This window comes from Desulfomarina sp. (genome assembly GCF_054039375.1).
The window spans coordinates 16,010-37,257 of the sequence record NZ_JBPLBA010000097.1; the positions used below are offsets into that span (position 1 = coordinate 16,010).

General features: G+C 46.6%; 14 protein-coding genes. 3 read left to right on the forward strand and 11 right to left on the reverse strand.

Annotated elements, in window-relative coordinates; genetic code table 11:
• Nucleotides 1-201: 201 nt before the first annotated feature.
• On the forward strand, nt 202-1,260 hold the full coding sequence (locus ACXLDX_RS05405) for a hypothetical protein (protein WP_457576174.1): 1,059 nt from the start codon (nt 202-204) through the stop codon (nt 1,258-1,260).
• Here the strand turns inward: ACXLDX_RS05405 and ACXLDX_RS05410 are convergent, their stop codons facing one another.
• The 6 genes from ACXLDX_RS05410 to ACXLDX_RS05435 form a co-directional block, all read right to left on the reverse strand.
• On the reverse strand, nt 1,261-2,223 hold the full coding sequence (locus ACXLDX_RS05410; protein ID WP_457576175.1) for an HAD family hydrolase: 963 nt from the start codon (nt 2,221-2,223) through the stop codon (nt 1,261-1,263).
• A complete protein-coding gene (locus ACXLDX_RS05415; protein WP_457576176.1) occupies nt 2,217-2,852 on the reverse strand; it encodes a hypothetical protein in 636 nt (211 codons plus the stop codon). The genes ACXLDX_RS05410 and ACXLDX_RS05415 overlap by 7 nt, the downstream gene beginning before the upstream one ends.
• A gap of 154 nt (nt 2,853-3,006) precedes the next feature.
• On the reverse strand, nt 3,007-4,665 hold the full coding sequence (recD, locus tag ACXLDX_RS05420) for an exodeoxyribonuclease V subunit alpha (RefSeq protein ID WP_457576177.1): 1,659 nt from the start codon (nt 4,663-4,665) through the stop codon (nt 3,007-3,009).
• The gene (gene recB / locus ACXLDX_RS05425) at nt 4,655-8,194 is read right to left on the reverse strand and encodes an exodeoxyribonuclease V subunit beta (protein ID WP_457576178.1); all 3,540 of its coding nucleotides are present in this window, start codon (nt 8,192-8,194) and stop codon (nt 4,655-4,657) included. Before recB ends, recD begins: the two co-directional genes overlap by 11 nt.
• A complete protein-coding gene (gene recC / locus ACXLDX_RS05430) occupies nt 8,187-11,348 on the reverse strand; it encodes an exodeoxyribonuclease V subunit gamma (protein ID WP_457576179.1) in 3,162 nt (1,053 codons plus the stop codon). The genes recB and recC overlap by 8 nt, the downstream gene beginning before the upstream one ends.
• A 98-nt stretch (nt 11,349-11,446) precedes the next feature.
• Nucleotides 11,447-11,743, reverse strand: a complete 297-nt coding sequence (locus ACXLDX_RS05435) for a hypothetical protein (RefSeq protein WP_457576180.1) — start codon at nt 11,741-11,743, stop codon at nt 11,447-11,449.
• Here ACXLDX_RS05435 and ACXLDX_RS05440 point away from each other — a divergent pair, their 5' ends adjacent.
• A complete protein-coding gene (locus ACXLDX_RS05440; RefSeq protein WP_457576181.1) occupies nt 11,744-12,865 on the forward strand; it encodes a hypothetical protein in 1,122 nt (373 codons plus the stop codon).
• Here the strand turns inward: ACXLDX_RS05440 and ACXLDX_RS05445 are convergent.
• The gene (locus ACXLDX_RS05445; protein ID WP_457576182.1) at nt 12,843-13,319 is read right to left on the reverse strand and encodes a universal stress protein; all 477 of its coding nucleotides are present in this window, start codon (nt 13,317-13,319) and stop codon (nt 12,843-12,845) included. The two genes, ACXLDX_RS05440 and ACXLDX_RS05445, sit on opposite strands and share 23 nt — an antisense overlap.
• A 1,109-nt stretch (nt 13,320-14,428) precedes the next feature.
• On the opposite strand from ACXLDX_RS05445, the gene ACXLDX_RS05450 reads away from it, so the two are divergent.
• Nucleotides 14,429-15,181, forward strand: coding sequence for an MOSC domain-containing protein (locus tag ACXLDX_RS05450; RefSeq protein WP_457576183.1), 753 nt, complete (start codon nt 14,429-14,431; stop codon nt 15,179-15,181).
• 45 nt (nt 15,182-15,226) lie between these two features.
• On the opposite strand, the gene ACXLDX_RS05455 is transcribed toward ACXLDX_RS05450, so the two are convergent.
• From ACXLDX_RS05455 to ACXLDX_RS05470, 4 genes are all read right to left on the reverse strand, one after another.
• Nucleotides 15,227-17,164, reverse strand: coding sequence for an AMP-dependent synthetase/ligase (locus tag ACXLDX_RS05455; RefSeq protein WP_457576184.1), 1,938 nt, complete (start codon nt 17,162-17,164; stop codon nt 15,227-15,229).
• Complete coding sequence (ubiE, locus tag ACXLDX_RS05460) at nt 17,161-17,844, reverse strand: bifunctional demethylmenaquinone methyltransferase/2-methoxy-6-polyprenyl-1,4-benzoquinol methylase UbiE (RefSeq protein WP_457576185.1); 684 nt, start codon at nt 17,842-17,844, stop codon at nt 17,161-17,163. Before ubiE ends, ACXLDX_RS05455 begins: the two co-directional genes overlap by 4 nt.
• Before the next feature lie 58 nt (nt 17,845-17,902).
• Entirely contained in the window at nt 17,903-19,261 is a 1,359-nt protein-coding gene (gene asnS / locus ACXLDX_RS05465; RefSeq protein WP_457576186.1) for an asparagine--tRNA ligase, read from the reverse strand.
• Nucleotides 19,262-19,422: 161 nt separating this feature from the next.
• Complete coding sequence (locus ACXLDX_RS05470) at nt 19,423-20,151, reverse strand: tRNA lysidine(34) synthetase (protein WP_457576187.1); 729 nt, start codon at nt 20,149-20,151, stop codon at nt 19,423-19,425.
• Between the last annotated feature and the right edge of the window lie 1,097 nt (nt 20,152-21,248).

A 21,248-nucleotide genomic window follows, 5' to 3' on the forward strand; every position in this document is an offset into this window, starting at 1 on the left:
TTGCCTCTGAATTATAATTGCTCACAGACAATTACAGTTCAGAGGTAATAAAATCATATAATTGTTACCTCTGTGAGTAGTTACATAAAATCTATACTTACTCTATAATCAGCCCTATTGTTACACTAAATAGCACTTTTTTGCACATTGCGGTAAAATATTACACATTTTCTCACCAGAATTCCCAGGAAAGGAAAAACCATGCCTAAAACTTACCCCCTTTGTTTTCGTTTTCTATCTCTTTTTCTGTTGTCCTCTGCATTTTTCTTCTCCTGCCCAGTTAATCTATGGAGTACAACCACACTTCAACATACTCCGCCAGAATCAATCAACAGTGGCAGCAGGACCTTTTTATCCGTAATTGCCAATGATAGAGAAAAAATTGAATCAGTACGGGTTTATTTTAAATGCACTGGGAAAAAGGACTATTTTTTTATTGCTTTGAGAAACGATGTCAGGTCAAAATACATCGGCCGTCTCCCGTCAGCAACTCCTGCCTGCGGAAAACTTGAATACATCTTTCTCATCAAAAACAGAAAAGAACAACTCATCGTATCACAAAAATACACTATTCCTGTGATAGACAGCAGAATTATCTTCACTCCCCCTGCAGATAAACTTCATATATACTCTGACTCTGAAATATCCAGCTTAAACGCCAGAATACCAGGTTTTACCGATAATTTCACCCTGAGTCAGGTTCAGCCTTCTCTTCAATTCGGAAAACAGGCCGGTCTCTATTCTGTCGAACATGTTTCCACAGACACTGTAACTGCGGAAAAAATCAAGGCAGAACCTCCGCCCGGCATCTCCAGTACCACTCTTGCAGCTGCCGGAGCTACTGTTTTTGCCGTCTCCATCGGCGGAATAGCAATCAGTTACAGCAATAACAGCAGTGCCCGGGACCGGGAAGACACAGAAGTCGACGAACAGAAAAAAACAACCTGCCCTTTTGCCGGGACATGGGCAGGTATACTTGAAATCCCGGAATGTGGACTCAATCCCCGAAAAAATATTCCCTGGCAGGGGACGGTAGACAGAAACTGCAGTTTTGAAACTGGAGACAAAAAAATACATGGAAATATCGAACCATCAACAGGAAAAATCAATCTGCAGCTCAGCCCGGAACTGCAAACCTGTACAACTTCCGTTGTTCATACAGGTTCACCTGGCGGACAGGGGTATTTTGAAGACAATGGCAGCTCAGGTGTTTTTTATCTCAACGGAAACATGGGGATCTGGTCAGGGCACCGGCAATGATCAATCGCCTGGATCCGTGATGGTTTTGTGATATTTTTCCCGATTCCCAAACCCTGCACTTGAGAAATCAGAATAACCCAATGCCTCTAAAAATCTGTTGGCCGCCTCCCTTACCCCACAACAGTTATTCTCCGCAACAACACAATATCTACTGTGAAGATGCTCAGGACCATTGGCTACAAGACAGGCCAGCCCGGCCCAGTCAAGAAGATCTAGATCATTGTAGTCATTACCCACCCCACATACCCGTCTGCGGGGAACAGCCAGTTTCCCCGCCAGCCAGGCAACAGCCTTGCTTTTAGAAACATTCTGAGCAAAAATTTCAATCCAGGCAGAACGATGATCCAGGGGGGAAGTCGCCCGTATCACACTGTTATTTTGAAGTTTTTCTGCTAAAATTGAGGTGACTTCTTTCCCCTGCTCCTCGCGGACAATGACGAGGATTTCCGTTACCCCGCCAAAACGTAACAAGCGCCTGGAAGTAAGCATTTCTGAAAACTCCCTGTACATGTCAAGCCGAATATCAAAATCAGTTCCAGAGCTGGAACTATTAAGCCTGGATAAAAAATAATGTGTTTCCGGTATCCGGCGGTGCACCATATAGTTCAGGCCGAGCCCATCCAGCACCCTGGAAATTGCGACAGCATCCTCACCGCTCAAAGATCTGGACTGCAAAAAAGAACCAGTGGAGAATTCCATAATTGCGGCACCAGTGGAAAGAATCACGTAGTCAAGAGGAAGACAGGCCCCGGAATCTCTTTCCAGCTCATTCATAATTTTGCGAAAGGAATAAAGAGATCTTCCCGTGGCAACAACTGTTATAACACCGTGTTGACGCAGAGTGACCAGCGCTCTTCTGTCCTCGCCGGCCACTGTTTTGTCGTCCCGAAGCAGAGTACCGTCAAAATCGACAACGAAGATCCCCTCTCCTGCATTCGGTGACAGTATACCATTCTCTACCAATTATTGTGCCTCCTCCCTGCATCAAACGGCCATTCCCAGGTGTACATGCGAGTTCCAAATGTGCGCCCTCTGTAAGCCCAGTCGCCGTATCCCCGGGCATCACACCGGCAGTTACAGTCATTCACCACCAGAATCACACGGCGCACAACAAAATTCCCCCGCATGTGGATCTGCCAGCGTCCCCTGCTGTTTTTTGCCGGATTATGGAAAACAGTCCTGTCAAAAGTAAACCGCCTGTTATCATGATATTGATCAGGGTTGCCGTCAATACGTTTTTCCCGGCTCACATTTTCACCCACCCTGAGCTGGGCACGGCCATACCCCATTTTGGTTTTAGCAACCAGTACCACCTTTTCGAGATTCATACTCTTTAAATTAAATCCAGGATACTGCTGTTTCACTTCCCTCCGCAGGTACAGAGTTGCCTTTTCCCCTCTGCCGGCATGATAATAATTGTCATCAAAATCAAGAATTATTTTTTCCCGACCGGCCAAAACCGCTGACGGCAACAGAAATACACAGAGCAGACAAATCACGCTGAGAGAACTTGCTTTTTTTATGTTTTTTCCAATAATCTGGATTCCGTCGAAGTTTCTATTACGGTTTCTACCTTCGATTGCTGTTTTCATTGTGCACCTCCTGGAGTGTATTGAAAAGAATTTGAACTGCGCCTCTTTGTCAATACCCTATAAGATGCCAAAGGACCTGTCAGTGGACAACGGGCTACATCCCTTGTCTTTCGGGGGATGTAGGCCCGATGTCGATTCGGATGTCGATATTTTATTACCCCCCAAGCTGTTCCCTCAGACCACTGAAACGACGAACCGGTCTGCTCAGGCCAAATTCAAAAACCTTCCTTTCCCCGGCAATCGTGACATGCTTTCCAGCTCTGGTCACTCCGGTATAAAGCAGTTCCCTGCAGAGAACTCTGTTCTCTGTCTCCGGAAGAACCAGGAGAACTTCTTCAAATTCCGACCCCTGGCTCTTATGTATGGTTATGGCAAAAGCTGTTTCATGGGGTGGAAGACGTGAAGGAAAACAGCCCACGTAGCTCCCGCCGCTGTCTTCAAACCAGATTTTCAAATCACCGCTGTCCGGATCCGCCAGGCAGATTCCGATATCACCGTTATAAATACCGAGAGAATAATCATTACGTGTTACCATGACCGGTCTTCCCGGATACCATTGTCCCGGAAGAACCCGATATGGAATTCCTGCCGGATTTGATGAGACGAGAGAAATTTCCACCTGTCGATTAATCCCTTCCACTCCCTTTTTACCATAATGGACTGCACACAATACCTGGAACCGTGAAAAAGCACGGAAAACCGTATCAAACTGAACGGTTCCGTTTCCAGCTTCCGCAATACAGGACATATATTCCCTGTACTTTCTGCCGACAAATCCAGAGATATCTCCCTGCAGCAGGGTTACATTGTCAATTCTCTTATCTTCAAGAACAGCCCGGGCTGAAGCACTGTCGCCCTCGTTGATAGCCTGGGCAAATTCCTTGATACCCTGGTCAAAACGCCAGGTTTTTTTTAGTTCAACCGTATTCTCCGGTAGACTCCTGATGCAATCAGCAAGGACAGCTCCGGATTCCACTGAAACAAGTTGATCCTTATCCCCCAGCAGGACCAGGCGGCTTGCCGGTTTAAGCGCATCCACCAGCTTACTCATTAGGGCAAGATCCACCATGGACGCCTCATCGACCACGAGAAGATCATGGGCAAGAGGATTATTACGGTCATGACGAAAACCTGACGAGTATTTTTTCGCTCCCAGTAACCGGTGGATGGTCATAGCCTCCCCTGAAATCCTGTCGGTTATATCGGCAGGCAACCCAAGCGCTGCGCCCCCTGTTCTTACAGCCTGCTGCAATCTCATGGCCGCCTTTCCCGTCGGGGCACAGAGACCGATCACCATGTCCTGATCAGTCAATTGGAGAAGAACGGCAAGCAGTTTTACAATAGTGGTTGTTTTTCCTGTTCCCGGTCCCCCTGAAATTATGGTCAACCCCTTTTTAATGGCCAGTTTGACAGCCTCTCTCTGCCAGTCCGTCTCATCCGAAACCAAACCGAAATAGAGATCAAGCAATCTCTCTGCTTCTGTTCCTACGGCATGATCACGCCGCGCCATCATTTGCAGACCCTCGGCCAGCCTGGACTCATAAAGAAAATATTTCTGCAGGTAGAGTCTGCCCCTGAAAAGTATCAAAGGTAACCCCCGATCACTTTGATCTCCAACCAGACAAACTCCACGAAGAAAAGTTTCTTCCGCTTTTGAGACCTCAAGACAGGTGTGCCCCGCACCCATTACTTCTGCCAGACCCAGGACAAGATCATGGAATCTTGCTTTTTTTTCTCCTGTCAATTGCGAGCGGCCGGCAAGAAAACGGGCAAGGTGCAGCTCAAGAAAACTCTGTTTCCTGTCAACCTTCATATTCCCCTCCGAAAATCCGCTCCAGGACCATTATCTTCCTGCTGTCCGGCAGGGTGAAAAAAACACCACTGTTCACTTTTTCCGGCACCATACCACGAACAAAGAGATAAAAAACACCACCAAAATGTTCCTGGTAACTATAAGACGGCACAATATTTTTCAGATGGCGGTGCAGAACGACACTGTATATCCAGAACTGCAGACCGTAATTATGGGAGGCCATTGCCTCAATCAGTTTTTTCCCACGATAATCAGCCAGACTATCGCCCAGGTAATTCGTTTTATAGTCAATAATATAAAACCGGCCTTCAAATTCACAGACCAGATCCATTAACCCGGTGAGATATCCTTCCATCTTTTTCCGTCCAAGAGGAATCACCGTCTGTTCTCCGGCAAGTACGCTGTTGATCTTTTCCGTATCAACCAGATTCATATGGAAGTAAAATTCCATTTCTTTGAGCAGGGCCTGTTCGGAAAGTGAGGCAAGAGTAAACCTCTTTTCACGATTTCCTGGGGAAACAGGGGTTGTCACACAGTTCAGCAGAAGTCTGTGCAACATTTCCGGTTCGGGATGAATACCGTATTTCCGGCAGATAGCAGAAATTTCACCGGCACAGTCAACAGATTCCGCCAGGACATGGAAGGGTATCGTTTCCAGTATATCGTGAACGATATTGCCAAAATTGGGTCCCACGGGAAGACCGGGTACGGGAATATCCTGACCTTCCTCTCTGCTCCCGTCCGGCTCAGGCTTTTGTTCCAGGTCATATTCGCTGAGACCACTCAGGGAGGAATAACTGGACATCTGCCAGTCCGTATGGAGATTTTCTGTTGTAACTTCCTTAACAGCCATCTCGTCATCATGAACAGAGGGCTTCCATGACACGCCAGGTATGTCCAAAGGTACAATAAGACTACCCACTCCCGAATCACATCGTTTTTTCAGTTCCGCTATCTGCTCTTCACCTGAACACCTTCCCTGTGGAAAGAGCAGGTAACCTAAGGCGGACTCAAAAGAATCATAAACACTTCCCCTTTTTTTCACATCCGCCCACATCACATAGCAGCGAATTGTGGCCCTGGTCAGGGTCACGTAAAGCAGTCGAAGTTCTTCTGCTCTTTCCTCATAAAGTGCCTGTTCACTTCTCTTCGTAAATTTATCAGAGCCCAGATCAAGAATCTGTTTTCCACTGCTGTCCCTGGAAAGCACACAGGGTTGATTATTTCTCCGGCCACTGGTCATATACCAGAGCCAGGGACAGAAAACTACTGGAAATTCAAGTCCTTTCGCACTGTGCATGGTGATAATTCGAACAGCCTCCGCATCCGTTTCCAGTCGCAATTCCCCGTCCTCAGATTTGGCGGGATAATCGATCATTCTCTGCAACCGAAGCAGAATCTGTCCCATCTGCAGATGCTCATTGCTCTCCAGTTCCTGCACAATTTCAATGAGATGCTGTATGTTGGTTACCGACCTCTCTCCACCTTGGCCGGCTGTCAGCACAAGATAGACATTCTCCTCCATAATCAGCCGGTTCATCATCACCAGGAACCCGGAATTCTGCCATAATTCGTTATACTTGAGAAATCGATCATACCAGCCACCGAAACGAACCTCATCACGCCACAAACGATACAACTCATCTCCACTGAAACCGAACCAGCGAAGAGCCATGGCCTTTTTCACAAGACCAATATCTCCCGGTGCGGCCACTGCCTCCAAAACCGTGAGCAATTCCCGACACTCCATGCTTTCATAGACAGATCTGCTCGACGAAATGACGGCGGGAATCCCGGCCCTGGCCAGTTCCTCCAGGCAATCCTGAGCCTGTCGGTTACTGCGGACAAGGACAGCAATATCTCTTGGAAGCAGGTTCCGTTCTTCCCCGTTCTTAAGACGAATCTCCTCATTGTCCTCAAGAAGACGAATAATCTCTGTTCTGATATAACCTAGAAAATGCTTTCCCGCCTTGCCACTTGTCCAGCTGCCGTCTGTCTTTTCCGGATTTTGAGGAAGCATACAGTAGAGAAACCCGGCAGCAAGCCCGTTTTCAGTCGGATCGATATCCACGGCAGGACTGACCGGCATAAAATCAATATACTCCTTCTCCATGAGGAACGGTTTATCTCGAGCAGAAAAAAGACGATTGACTTCCTCCACCAGATAGGGATGAGAACGGAAATTTCTGTCCAGGGTCAGATGATTATCGGCCCTTTTTTTTGCGAGAAAATAGGAGTGGATATCGGCACCACGAAACCGGTATACGGACTGTTTCGGATCTCCAATAAGATAGAGATAATGTCCGTCGACTGCAAAAAGAGATGAAAAAACAAACCACTGGCCGCTGTCTGTATCCTGGAATTCATCTATAAGCGCCATGGAAAATCGGCGACGGATCAACTTCCCTAAATCACTCTCTTTTTCCCTTAGGGCTACCGCCAGCCGGTCAATGAGATCATCGAATGAAAGCAGCCCCAGACTGTCCAGTCGCGAAATAAGCTCTTCCCCCAGTTGCCGGGCCAGTTTTACGCGAAAAGAAAGAAGCAGTTGTTCCACAGCCTGCTCCAGAGTATGCAGCACTTCCCCAGGCAGGCGCCACCCTCCGGCCACCCCTTCCTTTTTTTCAGGAGTGCGATATTTCCTGCCGTTCAATTCTTTCAGCAGTACCTCTTTTTTCAACGGTGAAAAGTCCGGCACTGACACGACCATCTCCCGGGTAAAAAAATCATCTGACTCTTTCCACCACCCACCAAAGCAATCAGTAAAACCTTTTTTGAAACCTCCATTGTCGACCAGCGGCTTCAACTGGCGCAGCAGCTCCGACCTGTTTTTCCGCCACCAGCCGGTCATTTTCCAATAAGCTTCTGCCAGGGTGTCAATACTCTCATCCAGGTCGGCCACATCCGGTTCCACATCAACCCCTTTTACCTTGTCACCACAGATTCCAGCCAGAAGCTCCCCGGGATCAGCAAAGGAATCCAGCAGAACACCGCAGGATAACGCATCAAGGGAATAGACATTTTTTCTCCAGAAATCGTCCGCCACCTCCTTGCGAATGGATTCCACATCAGCCAGGAGTTCCATATCAAATAATTGCCCACTTTCCATGGCATAATCAGCAAGCATTCTCTGGCAGAAACCATGAATGGTAAAGACAGGAGCACGGTCAATATCGAAAAGTGCAAGTTCCAGACAGTACAGGGCCCTGTCCCTGTTCCCAACGTTTTCAGCCCATTGCCTGAGAACTTCATCAAACGATTGCGTATCCGCTTTTTCTCTCTGCCTGTTTTTGAGGATATTCCTGCCCTCCACAAGGCGGCTGCGAATCCTCCCCTTAAGTTCTTCCGCCGCCGCCCTGGTGAATGTGACAACAAGAATGCGGTCAATGGCCATTTCCAACTCAACCACCGCCCGCAGGACAAGCATGGCAATGGCATAGGTCTTTCCTGTACCGGCACTGGCCTCCACCAGGTTGACACCCTTCTTCAGGGGGGATCGGACCGGGTCAAAAATTCGTGGTTCAACCATCTGTTCCCTCCCGCATGACCGGTGCCATTATTTCACGGCAGTATTTTTCAAACTCCCCGTCCAGCATCAGTTCACCTTCGTCACCGAACAATTTTTCCCAGGCGGGTTCATACCCTTTGTCCAGGATAGCCCTCATTGTCTGTCGAGCCTTCTCGAGGGGGGATATTTTTACTCTCCCGGTCTTTTCCGCCTGTCCGCAGTAAACAAATGATGGTTCAATAAAAAATCTCGATGGTCTGCAACTCCCTCCGGCGAAAACATCCAGCAGATATTCCAGTGAAGGCCCGGCGCAGTCAGGCAAATAGCGGCAGACCTGATCGGAAGCCACCAGAACGGTAGTGGTTCTGCCAAAAAGTTGCTGGGCGACAACATGATGAAGCCAGGCTGCCATCAGATCTTTACCCTTCAGTTTTGCGTACCTGAAAAGCAGCACTCCCTTCTCATGGAGATTTGTGAATGTTCCGGTAAAAATATATGAACCAACCTGCAGACGAAACATTTCTCCTGCCAGCGGTTTTCCCATTTCAAACGAAGACAGTTGCTCGACAAATTGTTGTATCTTTATTATTTTCTGCCTGTATTGCACAGCCCCTGGTTCCCCCAGTGGCCAGACCCCTTCCACTTTCAATCTCTCCTCAAACTCCCGGCCATCACTGCCGGAGAGGAGATGTTCCACCAGTTGCTGTTCAACATGGTATTTATCGAGTCCCTCCGGACGAAAGAGTTCGTGCTCCTCCGGAAATTTTTTTTCACTTTTGTCCAGCCTTAACCCAAGTTTATTACGCAGGAACCACGCCTGAGGATTGCGATAAAAACTGAGAACCTCGCTGAATTCCATCCGTGTTATTTCTTCATCCAGTGTTCCCCTCCACCAGTTTTTCAATGGGTCAACAGTGGATATCAGGTTTGAGGCGATGTTGAAACTGTGGAAATCATAGCTGAACAATTTCCTGGTTTCCCCGTCCTTTTTGAAATAACGACTGCTGAAGGGATGCAGGGGATGCTCTGTCACCATATTTCCCGTTTCATAATGTGATTCCAGCAACTCCATCAGTTCACTCACTACGACAGAAGGCTGGATTCTCTCATTGGTCCGTATGGACTGCCCGACATAGCTGAGATAAAGATGAGATCGTGCAGCCAGTATTGCCTCCAGGAACTGGTAACGGTCATCCACCCTTACCGACCGATCTCCGACCGTGAACCGGTCTGCCATCAGATCAAAAGCCGGCTGGTGATCCATCCGTGGAAAATCCCCTTCATTCAACCCCAGCAGACAGATGACCCGGAAGGGAACAGAACGCATGGGCAGCATGGAACAGAAAGTAAGCTGGCCCCTGAGAAACCCTGAACTTGACCGATTCTCCCGGACAACACCGGAAAACCACTCCGCAATGACATCACCCGAAATCGGCCTGTTATGATATCTTCCATGGGTGGCACCCAGATCGGTCAGAAGCCCATGAAGCTCCAGACAGTCACGCTGATCACCGCCATCAAAAAGTCTGTCCGCAATACCTGTCAGAATCTCCGACCAGCGGAACAGAGTATGTTCCTGCCGAAAGTACACTGCACTTTCTTCTATGATATCAATAAATTCACAGAGTCCTCCCAGAACGGTACCACTGCTCCCTTCAATATCGTCAAAAGAAAGGACACCATCAACAAACCACTCGGATGAAGCGCAATATCCCATAAGAAACCGCTCCAGGCCGGCCTTCCAGCTCACCTTCTCCCCGGCTTCTCCCTTTTTAGCAAGTCCCCGGCGAACTCCACCGTTTATGACCCAGTGCTCCAGGTATTCGAGATCGGCAGTCACCAAACCGAAAGCGGGAAAGACCACCGGCTGTCTGAGCAGATCCAGAACCTCAACCCAGCCGAAACTTGAGCGGAAAAGTTTCAGAAAATCGGTAAACGCCCTGATATAACGATTTTTTCTCTGAAGTGAAAAATCAGCAATGGAGTGCTGGATATCTTCAAAAACAGCAGGAATAAAAGGCGCATACTGCTCGATATCAGGAGCCATGACAATGATATCCCGGAGCTCGAGGCTATGGTCCGTATGCAGCCGGTGCAGGATGTAATCCTTGAGAACAGCTGTCTCACGATAGGCTGAATGACATGAAACAACAGTAATGGAATCATCATCCGGACTTTCTTTTTCTTTTACAGGACCGATGGAACCCTGGAGAAGATCCGACTGTACCCTCGCCAGCAGAGTTTTTCTCTCAACTGTTTCCAGAGGATCCTCATAACTGTCAAATTCCAGCCTAAAATCAACGCTTTCCACCATCATCTGCTGAAAATCCCGTCCCTGCTGTCCAAGAGAGACCAGAAGAGGATGATCCTTTTCCGATTCAATGGCTGCCACATTCCCAACAGGCCGCCGCAGCTCCCTGGAGAGTTCAGCCCGCCTGCCTGCAGCATCTCCCCAATAATGTCTGCAGGGGGAAAGAATGAACAGGTGAACATCACTGTGACCGGCCAGACAGTTCAAAAAATCAAGGAAAACGGGAGGCATGGTGTTTAAACCAAAGACTGAAATCCGGCGTGGCAGTGCATCTTCTGTGAATTGATTTTGCCGCAATGCATCTGTAACCCGTTTGAACAGCACTCCACGGTGTTCCCCCGCATCTTGATTTTCCTGCAGCTTCCGCCAAAGCTGCATCTGCCATTTTTCCGATTTGTTTCCGGTTACAGTTTTTCCGGCAGCCCAGGATTCGAGCATTCCAGGGCGCATGATCTGATACTGATCAAAGATATTAGCCAACCTTCGGGCCAGCTGATAACGCTTCAAATCGACCTGAGGTCCGGACAGAAATATCTTCAATTCCCGAAAAACATCATGATCCGGCTCACGCAACCCGGCTTCAATTCTCCAGGCGAAAACCTGTCGGTCGTACCCATCAAAATCTGTCTGCAGTCCCAGTTGACAGGCAATGGTTTCAAGAAAATGAAGAGGGAAAAGAAACTGAAAATTGCAGAAAACCCTGAAGGTGTCCGCCAGGAACTGGCAGATCATTCGCTCCATCCCCTGACTCTGGATAAGAAATATTTCCCGATCAAAAACAGTCCGCTGATCATCAGCCTTGATCACAGCTCCAAGATGATACAGCAGGTTTTCTGTCCTGTTGGAAGTATGCAGATAAAACATAAAATCAGTATGCTTGGCAATTACAGTTCAGAGATAACAAAATCACAGAGTTGTCATCCCTGTAAGGAGTTACTTGGCAATTACTCAATAACGGTTTATTATACTTTGCCTGGAACTCCCGCATATTCATAGATGGAGTATAAAAGTCCGGCCAGGATACCGATTGCAAAAAAGAGCCGCAAGCGCCTGTCCCAGGGAACCGGTTCCCCTCCTGACATATACTGCAGGAAAGCAATAATGAGGTAGGTAATGCCGGCAACAAATGGTGCTGTCTGCACTATCTGCCAGAGTGTTGCGGTAAAACTTGACATGCTGTCTGCCCCAAGGCGAAGATTGAACATGACATACAGGACAGCTGAAATATAAAACGAACCTTTTCTCTCAATACCTTTCATATGAAATCACTTCACTCACTCTATTTTCCCGAAACAACTATCTATTCAGTCAGACAGTTTCCGCTTTTTCTGCTTTTTTCACCACTCCATCTTCTGAGAATTGCTGAAGACACACTCAATATACATGCTGAAGGAAACCAGGCAACCGATACTTTCCGCAAGGCAGGACTCTGCGCCGAACATATTCCCGCCCCCCTGGGAGAAGATCTGGGTCGGTTCGTTCATCTTCTCCAGGATATTAAAAACAGGAAGGATAATTATGGTTCCCAGCTCAGCGGCCTGACTCTGGCTGCCATGTCCGGATCAGACAATCTTTCGGAAGATTCCGAACAACAGATCCTCAACTCTATTCTCGGACGAAAACAACCTGTCAGAAAAGAGACAGGGAAAGATAAACAGGAATCACTCTGGCAGGCCAGACTTGTCCTTGCACTGGGAGAGCTGCTCGACCTGGAAGAAGAGGAAATAGCCCTGCAACTTGCTTCCCTTCAGGCCGAAGAAGCAGAATTATTCCAGGAACTGATGGGAGATGATGCTCCCCTGCAAGACGGTCCGGCAAGAGAATTATCTCTTATCAGGCAGAACATGGACCCGCCCCACCCAGGAAATATGAAAAAACGCCTGGAAAGCTGGAAACAGCTTTACCGGGAAGGCAGCGTTCCAGCCTGCGATATGCTGGTGACAACAGAAAAAGACGTAAGTGAACTGATTTTTGAATTCTATGAAAAAAGCCATCAGAGAACAGCCGTCCACCTGGGTCAGGTGACATTGCCCGCACTGATCCACACAGACATTCACGAAACTGTTGAAGCCATCCGCGAATTTCGTGAACTTGCCATGAAACCATTGGCTGACTTTTCCCGTCTGATCAGAAGGCTGCGCAAAAGCGAGCGACTGGAAAAGAAAATTGATTTTGATTCTGTCTTCTCCGAATTCACCCCCGACTGGGAAGCGGCCCTGGAAACTCACTTCCCTGCAGAAAAATTCGGACGTATCCCTGCAGGTTTTTTCTCCCTTGCCAATACATCCATCCCGCAACTTCTGGGGGCTGAAAACGACAGTCATTCGAACGAAAATGTAATCCTTACTCTTGTGGATATCAACAGCAGGTATAAGGATTGATCGTCATCACAGGACAAGGTGCGGAGCGGACGACCTTATCCGCCACACTACCGAACATGATTTTCTCTAACCCTTTATATCCATGGGTACCCATAATGATGAGATCGGCATCCAGCTCGTCGGCATGATCAACAATCTGTTCTGCCACATCTCCCATCAGAACCTTGAAATGCAGTTCAGATACTCCTGCTTTGCGGCAGAATTCTTCCAGCTCATCACAGAAAGAGGCCATTTTTTTCTCGGCACTCTCGACAAGTTCTCCCTCCAGGGTGGGAATGGTCATCTGGGGTACAAAAAAACCAGAGTAGTCCTCGAAGTTCTGTACAACAAAAACCAGATACATGGAACCGTTAAATCTGCCTGCAAAATAAGCGGCGGATTCGGCAATAATTTTCGCATTATCTGAGAAATCCACTGGAGTCACGACCTTTTTAATCTCGCTGATTATACTCATATTCTCCTCCATTTTCTGAATCTGAGACTACTGAAACCATGGAACAGGTAACGAAGTTTTCAACTTTTTGTTTTTTTATACTTCTTCTTCTAAATAACAAAAGTTATCTTGATTACCCATGAAATTCAGCCAAATTGTGGATGTGCCTGTTTGATCAGGCTAGCCTACGGTCAAAAATCACTGGAAATCTCAATTGATAAGGAATTCAAATGAAAATGTGTCAATCCAGATCATTTTATAATCAGTCTAATGTGATTTTTGAAATACGCCTGATAAAACAGGCCCAATCCCCAGATTCACAAATATCAGGCTGCGTTTCATACGTAATCAGAAAAGTTATTTTTAAATTTGACCCGGCAACGCCCAGGTGAAACGCTGATTAGTATTTCTGGTTTATGAGAGATCAGGGTGTCACAGATTTTTTCAGGTCATTTTGTTCATCTTTACCTGCCTGTACAGTAAAAGAGACCGAGAAACGGGGTACCTGTGAATAATTACGTATAAACGGCTGAACCATTTCCGACCATTCCTTTTTTCCGACGTTTCCTTATTATCTCACAGAGATCCTTTATTGGCAAGATCCTGAATCCGTTGCAGACAACAATCCCACAGCAGGAAAACTTCTGTTTCACCACTCTCACAACCTTCCTGCGGAAAATATATTTGACAAACGGAAATAATCCGATATCCTTGCATGTAACACATTGTAGCACACACAATCCCTTCAATAAAAGAGCTGGGGATTAAAGGTAACTGGTCACGGGGGCAACATCTTTATGATTTCATTACCTCTAAACCAATGCCGTTAACTTGTGTCTGTCCATAAAGGAGGAATTTTGTTCGAGATCAAAGCGCACGGGATATTTTACCGCAGGCATATAATTGATATCGGAGTCTACGCTTACCTCCGATGATAAATTTTTTCGGGCAACGCAGATATCGGGTAAGAAGACCAACTATGGACAGGTACTAACTTAAGATATGAGTCCCATTCCGACCTCGTCGGCCAAGGTCGGAATTGGACTTTCCTGAACCATCTTGTCCTTAAGTTAACGACATTGACATCTAAACTGAAATTGCTCGAAAAACAAAATATACAGGTCATCCAATTGAATACCATTAAAGCTATATCCATCAGTGACAGAAAAGGGATGCGAAAAAAAAACGTGAACTCCTCGACCCTGATTGAAAATTTTGGACTGGAAAATGATGCCCACGGAGGAAAATGGCACCGCCAGGTGAGTTTTCTAGCCCAGGAAAGCATCAATTTCATGCGTGAAAAAGGTTTGGATGTGGTGGCCGGGAATTTTGCGGAAAATATTACGACAGAAGGAATCAACCTGGTGGAACTGCAGGTGGGAAGTCACCTGAATATGGGTGAATGTGAAATTATCATTTCTCAACTTGGAAAAATCTGCCATAACCGTTGCGCCATCTATCACCAGGCCGGAGACTGTGTCATGCCGAGAGAAGGAATCTTCGGTATTGTCAACCGGGGCGGCAGAATATCTGTAGGGGACACCATATCCATTCCCGGCAGAATATCCGCAACAGCTGCCCTTCTGGCAACCGACAGTGATGAAAAAGAATTCGGTGAAGATTTACGGAGGATAATAATTGAAAAAAAAGCTCCCGCCTTTATCCGGTTTGACAGCCTTAACGATAAAAACAGGGATCAGGCTCAAATCCTGACAGATCTGACTGAAACGCAGAAAATCGATGACATCATTCTTTTTGATCCATCGGGCAGTTACGGTCTTACCCTGACCGGTTTTGAAAAAACTGACCCTCAAAAAAATGTATACAGAAAGAACTCATCTACTCTCCACCTGTGCAGCAATGCAGACGAACTTTTTCTGTGAGTGATGCTGAAAGCGTTGTGACCGTGGCTTAAGACCCAGCCATATTCAGGCAAGAAGCTCGTTTATCAGGTTTCGGTATTTTCTCTCTATTATGTGCCGTTTCTTCTTCAGCGTGTTGGTCAGTTCTTCTCCCTGGCGGAATTCTCCGTCAAGAAATGTGATGTTCTGTAATTTCTCATAGGGCTTGAAACCCTGCCTGGGCAGAAGAATACGATTGATGTCACCCCGTACCAGATCAAGAACCTTACTGTCATTGAAAAATTCATCACTGCTTTTTCTCAGTCCCTCGACCTTTCCGGCAACATATTCCTTCAGCTCCTCAACGTTTGGTACCAGCAGGGCCCCCAGCCCCCGTTTATCCTGACCAACCAGCACAGCGTCCTGAATAAAGGGAAAGCGGGTAATGGCATTCTCTATTCTGGTGGGATCGATATTTTCACCGCTGGACAGCACAATTATTTCTTTGGATCTCCCTGTAATAACAAGCTCTCCGTTTATGGTCATGCGTCCCAGATCACCGGTTCTGAAGAAACCGTCTGCTGTAAAGGATTTTTTATTTTCTACATCATTCCCGTAATATCCAGGAGTAACTTGAGCACCTTTAACCTCTATATGCCCCTCCTTTCCCGGAAAAAGAGTTTCTCCCTCTTCACCGACGATCCGTAACTCAGTACCGGCAACAGGGGGCCCAAGTGTTCCCCAGGTTCGACATGACAGCCCGCGTCCGGCAATAGCCGGAGAGCATTCCGTCATACCATAGGCGTTAACAATACGAATCCCGACAGCATCAATCCACTCTTCAAGGTAAGCGGCAAGGCTTCCTCCCCCACTTATGGCGAGCCTGAGTCTTCCCCCGAAACGCTGCCGAACCATCGACAGTTTTCCGTCAGCTATTGTATAAAATGGAAACAGCAGTAACATGACAGCAAGGGACGAGCATTTTTCCGCCATAACCTTCATCATCTTACGTTTTCTGAAGACCGGCATTCTCCCGAGAAGTTTTCTTTTATTCTTCCTGTAGGTGACAGAAATCCATACCAGAGAGAAGAATAGCTTCCCTGCCATCTCACTCTTTCTTTTTACACCACTCTGGACTTTTAAATAGAGCGATTCCCATACCCGGGGTACCGTTGCAACCAGGGTCGGTCTGTACTGTTCAAGATCTCCTGCAAATCGTTTAATTGACGAATAGATCAGGGTAGTGCCGCGGGCAAGTGCCACATATTCAGCAGTTCTCTCGAAGATATGCCAGCTCGGTAGAATTGAGAGCCAGGTATCTTTTTCCTCCAGTTCAATAACACCGGGTACGACATTGACATTATGCATTATATTGGCATGGGTCAGCATCACCCCTTTTGGCATTCCAGTTGTTCCCGAAGTATAGATAATCGTAAGGATATCATCGGGGGAATTCCGCTCTCCCTCGGAAAGAAACGAAACAATATCTTCTCTGTTATACTCCCGGTCCTTCAACAGGCTGATGCACGACAGGTATCCATCTGCAGCACATTCCTTTCCTATCTCTTCCAGGACAAATTTCTTTTTCAACTGGGTACAATGCTGCAGAAAAGATTTATGATTTTCAACGAGTTTTTCATTTTCAGCTATGAAAAAAGAAGCTGTCGAATTTTCAACAATAAACTGCAATTCCCGGGCAGGTGTATCGGCACCCCGGGGAACATTCACAGCACCGAGCGACATGAGTGCCAGGTCACTCACCATCCAGTGATATTGATTATCGGAGAGAAACATGACTTTATCTCCTCTGCCGACCCCGTGTCTGCGAAACCCTCTGGCCAGGATCAGCACATCCTCCAGGAGCATTTCGTAGGAAATACGAAATTCCCTCCCTCCGACATTATAAATATAGGCAATATTCTTTCCGTATTTCTTTACACAGGAGACAAGAAATCTGAACAAAGTATCCGGATTGTCAAATTCCGGCAGTACAGCTGCATCAATATCCACCGAACACGTCGTCATTTTTCTCCCCAATGGATGGCGATAGTACCGAACATGAATTTTTTAAAACCGACCTTGCCAAAACCGGCTTCACTGAAGAGTTCAGCCAGCTCGTCAGCCCTATGAAATTCCATTGTGGAACCGGTCAAGTAGGTATAAGCCGACTCATCATCGGCAATCATCCTGCCGAGGACAGGAATACAGAAACGAAAATAAAAACGAAGAAAGGGATAGAGCAGGTTTTTTTCAGGTGGCGTTGTGTCCAGGCAGACAACCCGGCCGCCTGGTTTCATAACCCGATAAACCTCACGCAACACCTTGAGACTGTCATCCACATTGCGTAGAAGATACCCGAAGGTGACGGCCTCAAAGATCTCATCAAAAAAAGGCAGACTGTTGGCGTCACAGGACTGCCATACAATCGGTTTTTCTCCAAACCTCCTGCGGGCCTCCTCAAGCATACCGATGGAGAAATCCGCACCAACGGGTTTTACGGTGTTGGATTGTTCAAGCATGAGAGCCGCTATGTCTCCGGTACCGGTTGCCAGGTCAAGAACCCATCCTCCCCCGGAAACATCAGTTTTTTTTACAACAAATTTCCGCCATTTCTGATCCCGGCCCAGGGTCATGACACGATTCATCATGTCATACCGTTCTGCAATACCATCAAACATTTTCCGTACGCCCGGCCCCTTACTCAAAACAATATCCTCTCAAAGTCATCTCACTCTCCAGTATTTTGTGAGCAGCGGTCAATCATCAGCACGGAGCCGATCCCGGTGTCCGCGGAAATGGTATAACTTCCCTTATATTCTTCATTCCAGTGACAAACTGGACCAGTCGCTCAAAGCCCAGGCCAAACCCGGCGTGGGGCACAGTTCCGTAACGACGGAGATCAAGATACCACCGGTATTCCTCAAGATCGATACCTGTCTCAACCATTCTCGATTCCAGAATACTGTATCTTTCTTCACGCTGACTGCCGCCTACCAGCTCTCCAATTCCGGGGACGAGGATATCCATGGCCGCAACGGTTCTGTCATCCTCATTGACGCGCATATAAAATGGCTTGATTTTCGCGGGGTAATCGGTGACAACAAGGGGTCTTTTGAACACTTCTTCCGTCAGGTAACGTTCGTGCTCGGACTGCAGATCAATACCCCATTGCACAGGATAATCAAATTGTTTCTTTGCTTTTAAAAGCAGATCAACAGCTTCTGTATAGGTCACATGGGCAAATTCTTTTTCCACAACCTGACCAAGTTTTTCAAGCAGTCCTTTCTCTATGAATTTATTGAAAAGTTGCAGGTCTTCCGAACAGTTTTCCATGATATCTTCAAGCAGGTATTTCATCATCTTTTCGGCTACAACCATATTTCCCCTGAGATCACAGAAAGCCATTTCAGGTTCAATCATCCAGAATTCAGCAAGATGTCGGCTTGTGTTCGAGTTTTCAGCCCTGAACGTGGGACCAAAGGTATACACATCACCGAGAGACAGGGCATACACCTCAGCCTGTAACTGACCGCTTACGGTCAGACCGGCCTGTTGTCCAAAAAAATGACTCCCTGATTTTCCATCCCCTGCAGTTATCACCTGGAACATTTCACCGGCACCTTCACAGTCACTGGTGGTAATTATCGGTGTATGCACCTGGATAAACCCTCTTTCCTGAAAAAAACGATGAACACTGTAACCGAGCCTTGAACGGACACGGGCAACAGCTCCCAGGGCATTTGTTCTCGGACGCAGATGACTGATCTCCCGCAGGAATTCAAACGAATGCCTCTTTTTCTGCAACGGGTAAGTCTCCGGATCCGAAGAACCGACAATGCAAATATCGGTCGCATGTATTTCCACATCCTGCCCCTTTGCCGGTGACTTTTTTAATTCTCCCTGCACTCTGACGCTGCAACCGGTTGAGAGCTGCCTGATTTCAGAATGATAATTGTCCAGATCACTGCCCGCAATAACCTGGATATTTGCGAGACAGGAACCATCATTGATTTCTATGAAGGAAAAACTGCCGCTGTCTCTTCGGGTTCTGACCCATCCCTCAACATTGACTTTCGTGTTAACGGGCTGTTCTGCGAGCAGGGTACGAATACGCTTGTTCATCTGTTCACCATTTCTCATTGCATTTTTTAATTAATACATAAAAAACAAAAAGTTATCATCAGTATGGGTAGTTACACAAATAGAATCCTTCGTTTCCAGAAAAACAAACTGCGGCGAGACAACCCACAGTCACGAATTTTCAAATGAAACTTGTGTTAACTTTACAACATATATTCTGACCGAACATTGGCAAGGGCAGCGAAAAGGGATTTTTTTGCCAACGGGTTTTTATCATAAAGAGACGTCAACAACTTCCGTACACTTTCCCTCCTGCTCCTGTCGCTGAAAGGACAGAAGTTTTCAACGGGCAGAAAACCCAATTCCCCGCCGATCATCTTCACCTCACTTTTCTCCAGGTAAGCCATAGGCCTTATGAGCTCAAGTTTTCCCCCGAACAGTTTCTGAACAGGAACCATAGTTGAAATATTGCCACTGTAAAGAATATTCAAAAAGAATGTCTCGATAAGATCATCCATATGGTGCCCCAGGGCAATCTTGTTGAATCCCCTCTGGCGTGCCAGATCAAACAACTGGCTTCTCCTGTTTCTGGCGCATTGGAAACACGATTTAAGCTGATCCGTCCTCCCCCATGCGGGGTCGATGGTATATGCAATTGCTAATTTTTCAAGCTGTTTTCCAATTGATTTCTCGGGATCAATGGCATCGGGATGATCACGCCAGAAGCCATGGTCAATAATCTGGACCGTAACTTCGTAAGATATGGGTGCCTTTTTCCGCCAGCTTTTAAGAATCCAGGCCAGAGTCAGACTGTCAATACCACCTGAAACAGCAACCATGACCCGATCACCATCATCGAGCATGGAATAATCGTGCATTGCCCTGCCTATTTTCCTGTTAACATGCGAAGGAAGGCAAAAATTTCTATCCATTACAAAAACCGGCATGGCCGAACTCTATGGCTCGGCCTGAAAAAAGTAATGTGAATCCCAACTGTGGCAGAACAACCCTCGATCGTAAATTTTCAGGTGAAAGAGAGAGAAATCCGATCGCCTGCTGGTGAAATGTAACTTCAGATCGGGGCAAACACTTTATGATTTTACAGCCTGCGAGCAATTGCGGTGGAATACCAGAGAGTCTATCTGAGAATAGTCCTTTTCCCCAACTCTGCGTTAATGTGAAAAATGCCTATCCCTGGACTGACTTCACGGTTAGAAAGAAACATGTTCTTGCCTGAATCCATCAAAGGATGGACCATAGAACAACGAGTGATTCTTTCAAGCAGGTTTGTTTGTGAGTTTTACGGATGCATTTCAGAATGTTATCAAGGGAAACACCACAAAGCCGTCACGCTCAGAAAATAATCTTCTAAAGTAACTACTCACAGGAGTAGCAATTATGTGATTTTATTACCCATGAAATTCAGCCAAATTGTGGATGTGCCTGTTTTATCAGGCTGGCCTACGGTCAAAAATCACTGAAAATCTCAATTGATAAGGAATTCAAATGAAAAAGTGTCAGTCCAGATCATTTTATAATCAGTCTAATGTGATTTTTGAAATACGCCTGACAAAACAGGCACATCCCCAGATTCCCAAATAACAGGCTGAGTTTCATATGTAATCAGAAATAATTTTGTAGACAGCCAGAATCGGATGTCCTGTTAATGGCGATTTCATTGATTTATTATTGAGGAGCATGGTGATGGTATCAATTCCTGCTCCAGGTATGCGCTTCAGAGATTTAATGATATGAAAAAAAACAGGACTCAGTCAAGGAAGAACAGGAAAGGTTTTTAATTCACTTTATCTCTGTTTTTCTTCCCATAGCGGGAGTCTTGTCAGGTTTATGGGAAAATGATTGCGGAAATTAAAAAAAGATTTAAGGGAGATTTGAATGTCAATTAAGGCACTTGCGCTGGAATTGTATCGTGCCCACAGAGTGGTGCATGAGACCAGGAGAACTTTGGAAAAAGCGTCTGCCGATGAGCAGGAAACATTGCAGAATAAACTTAAAAAAGCAGAAAATG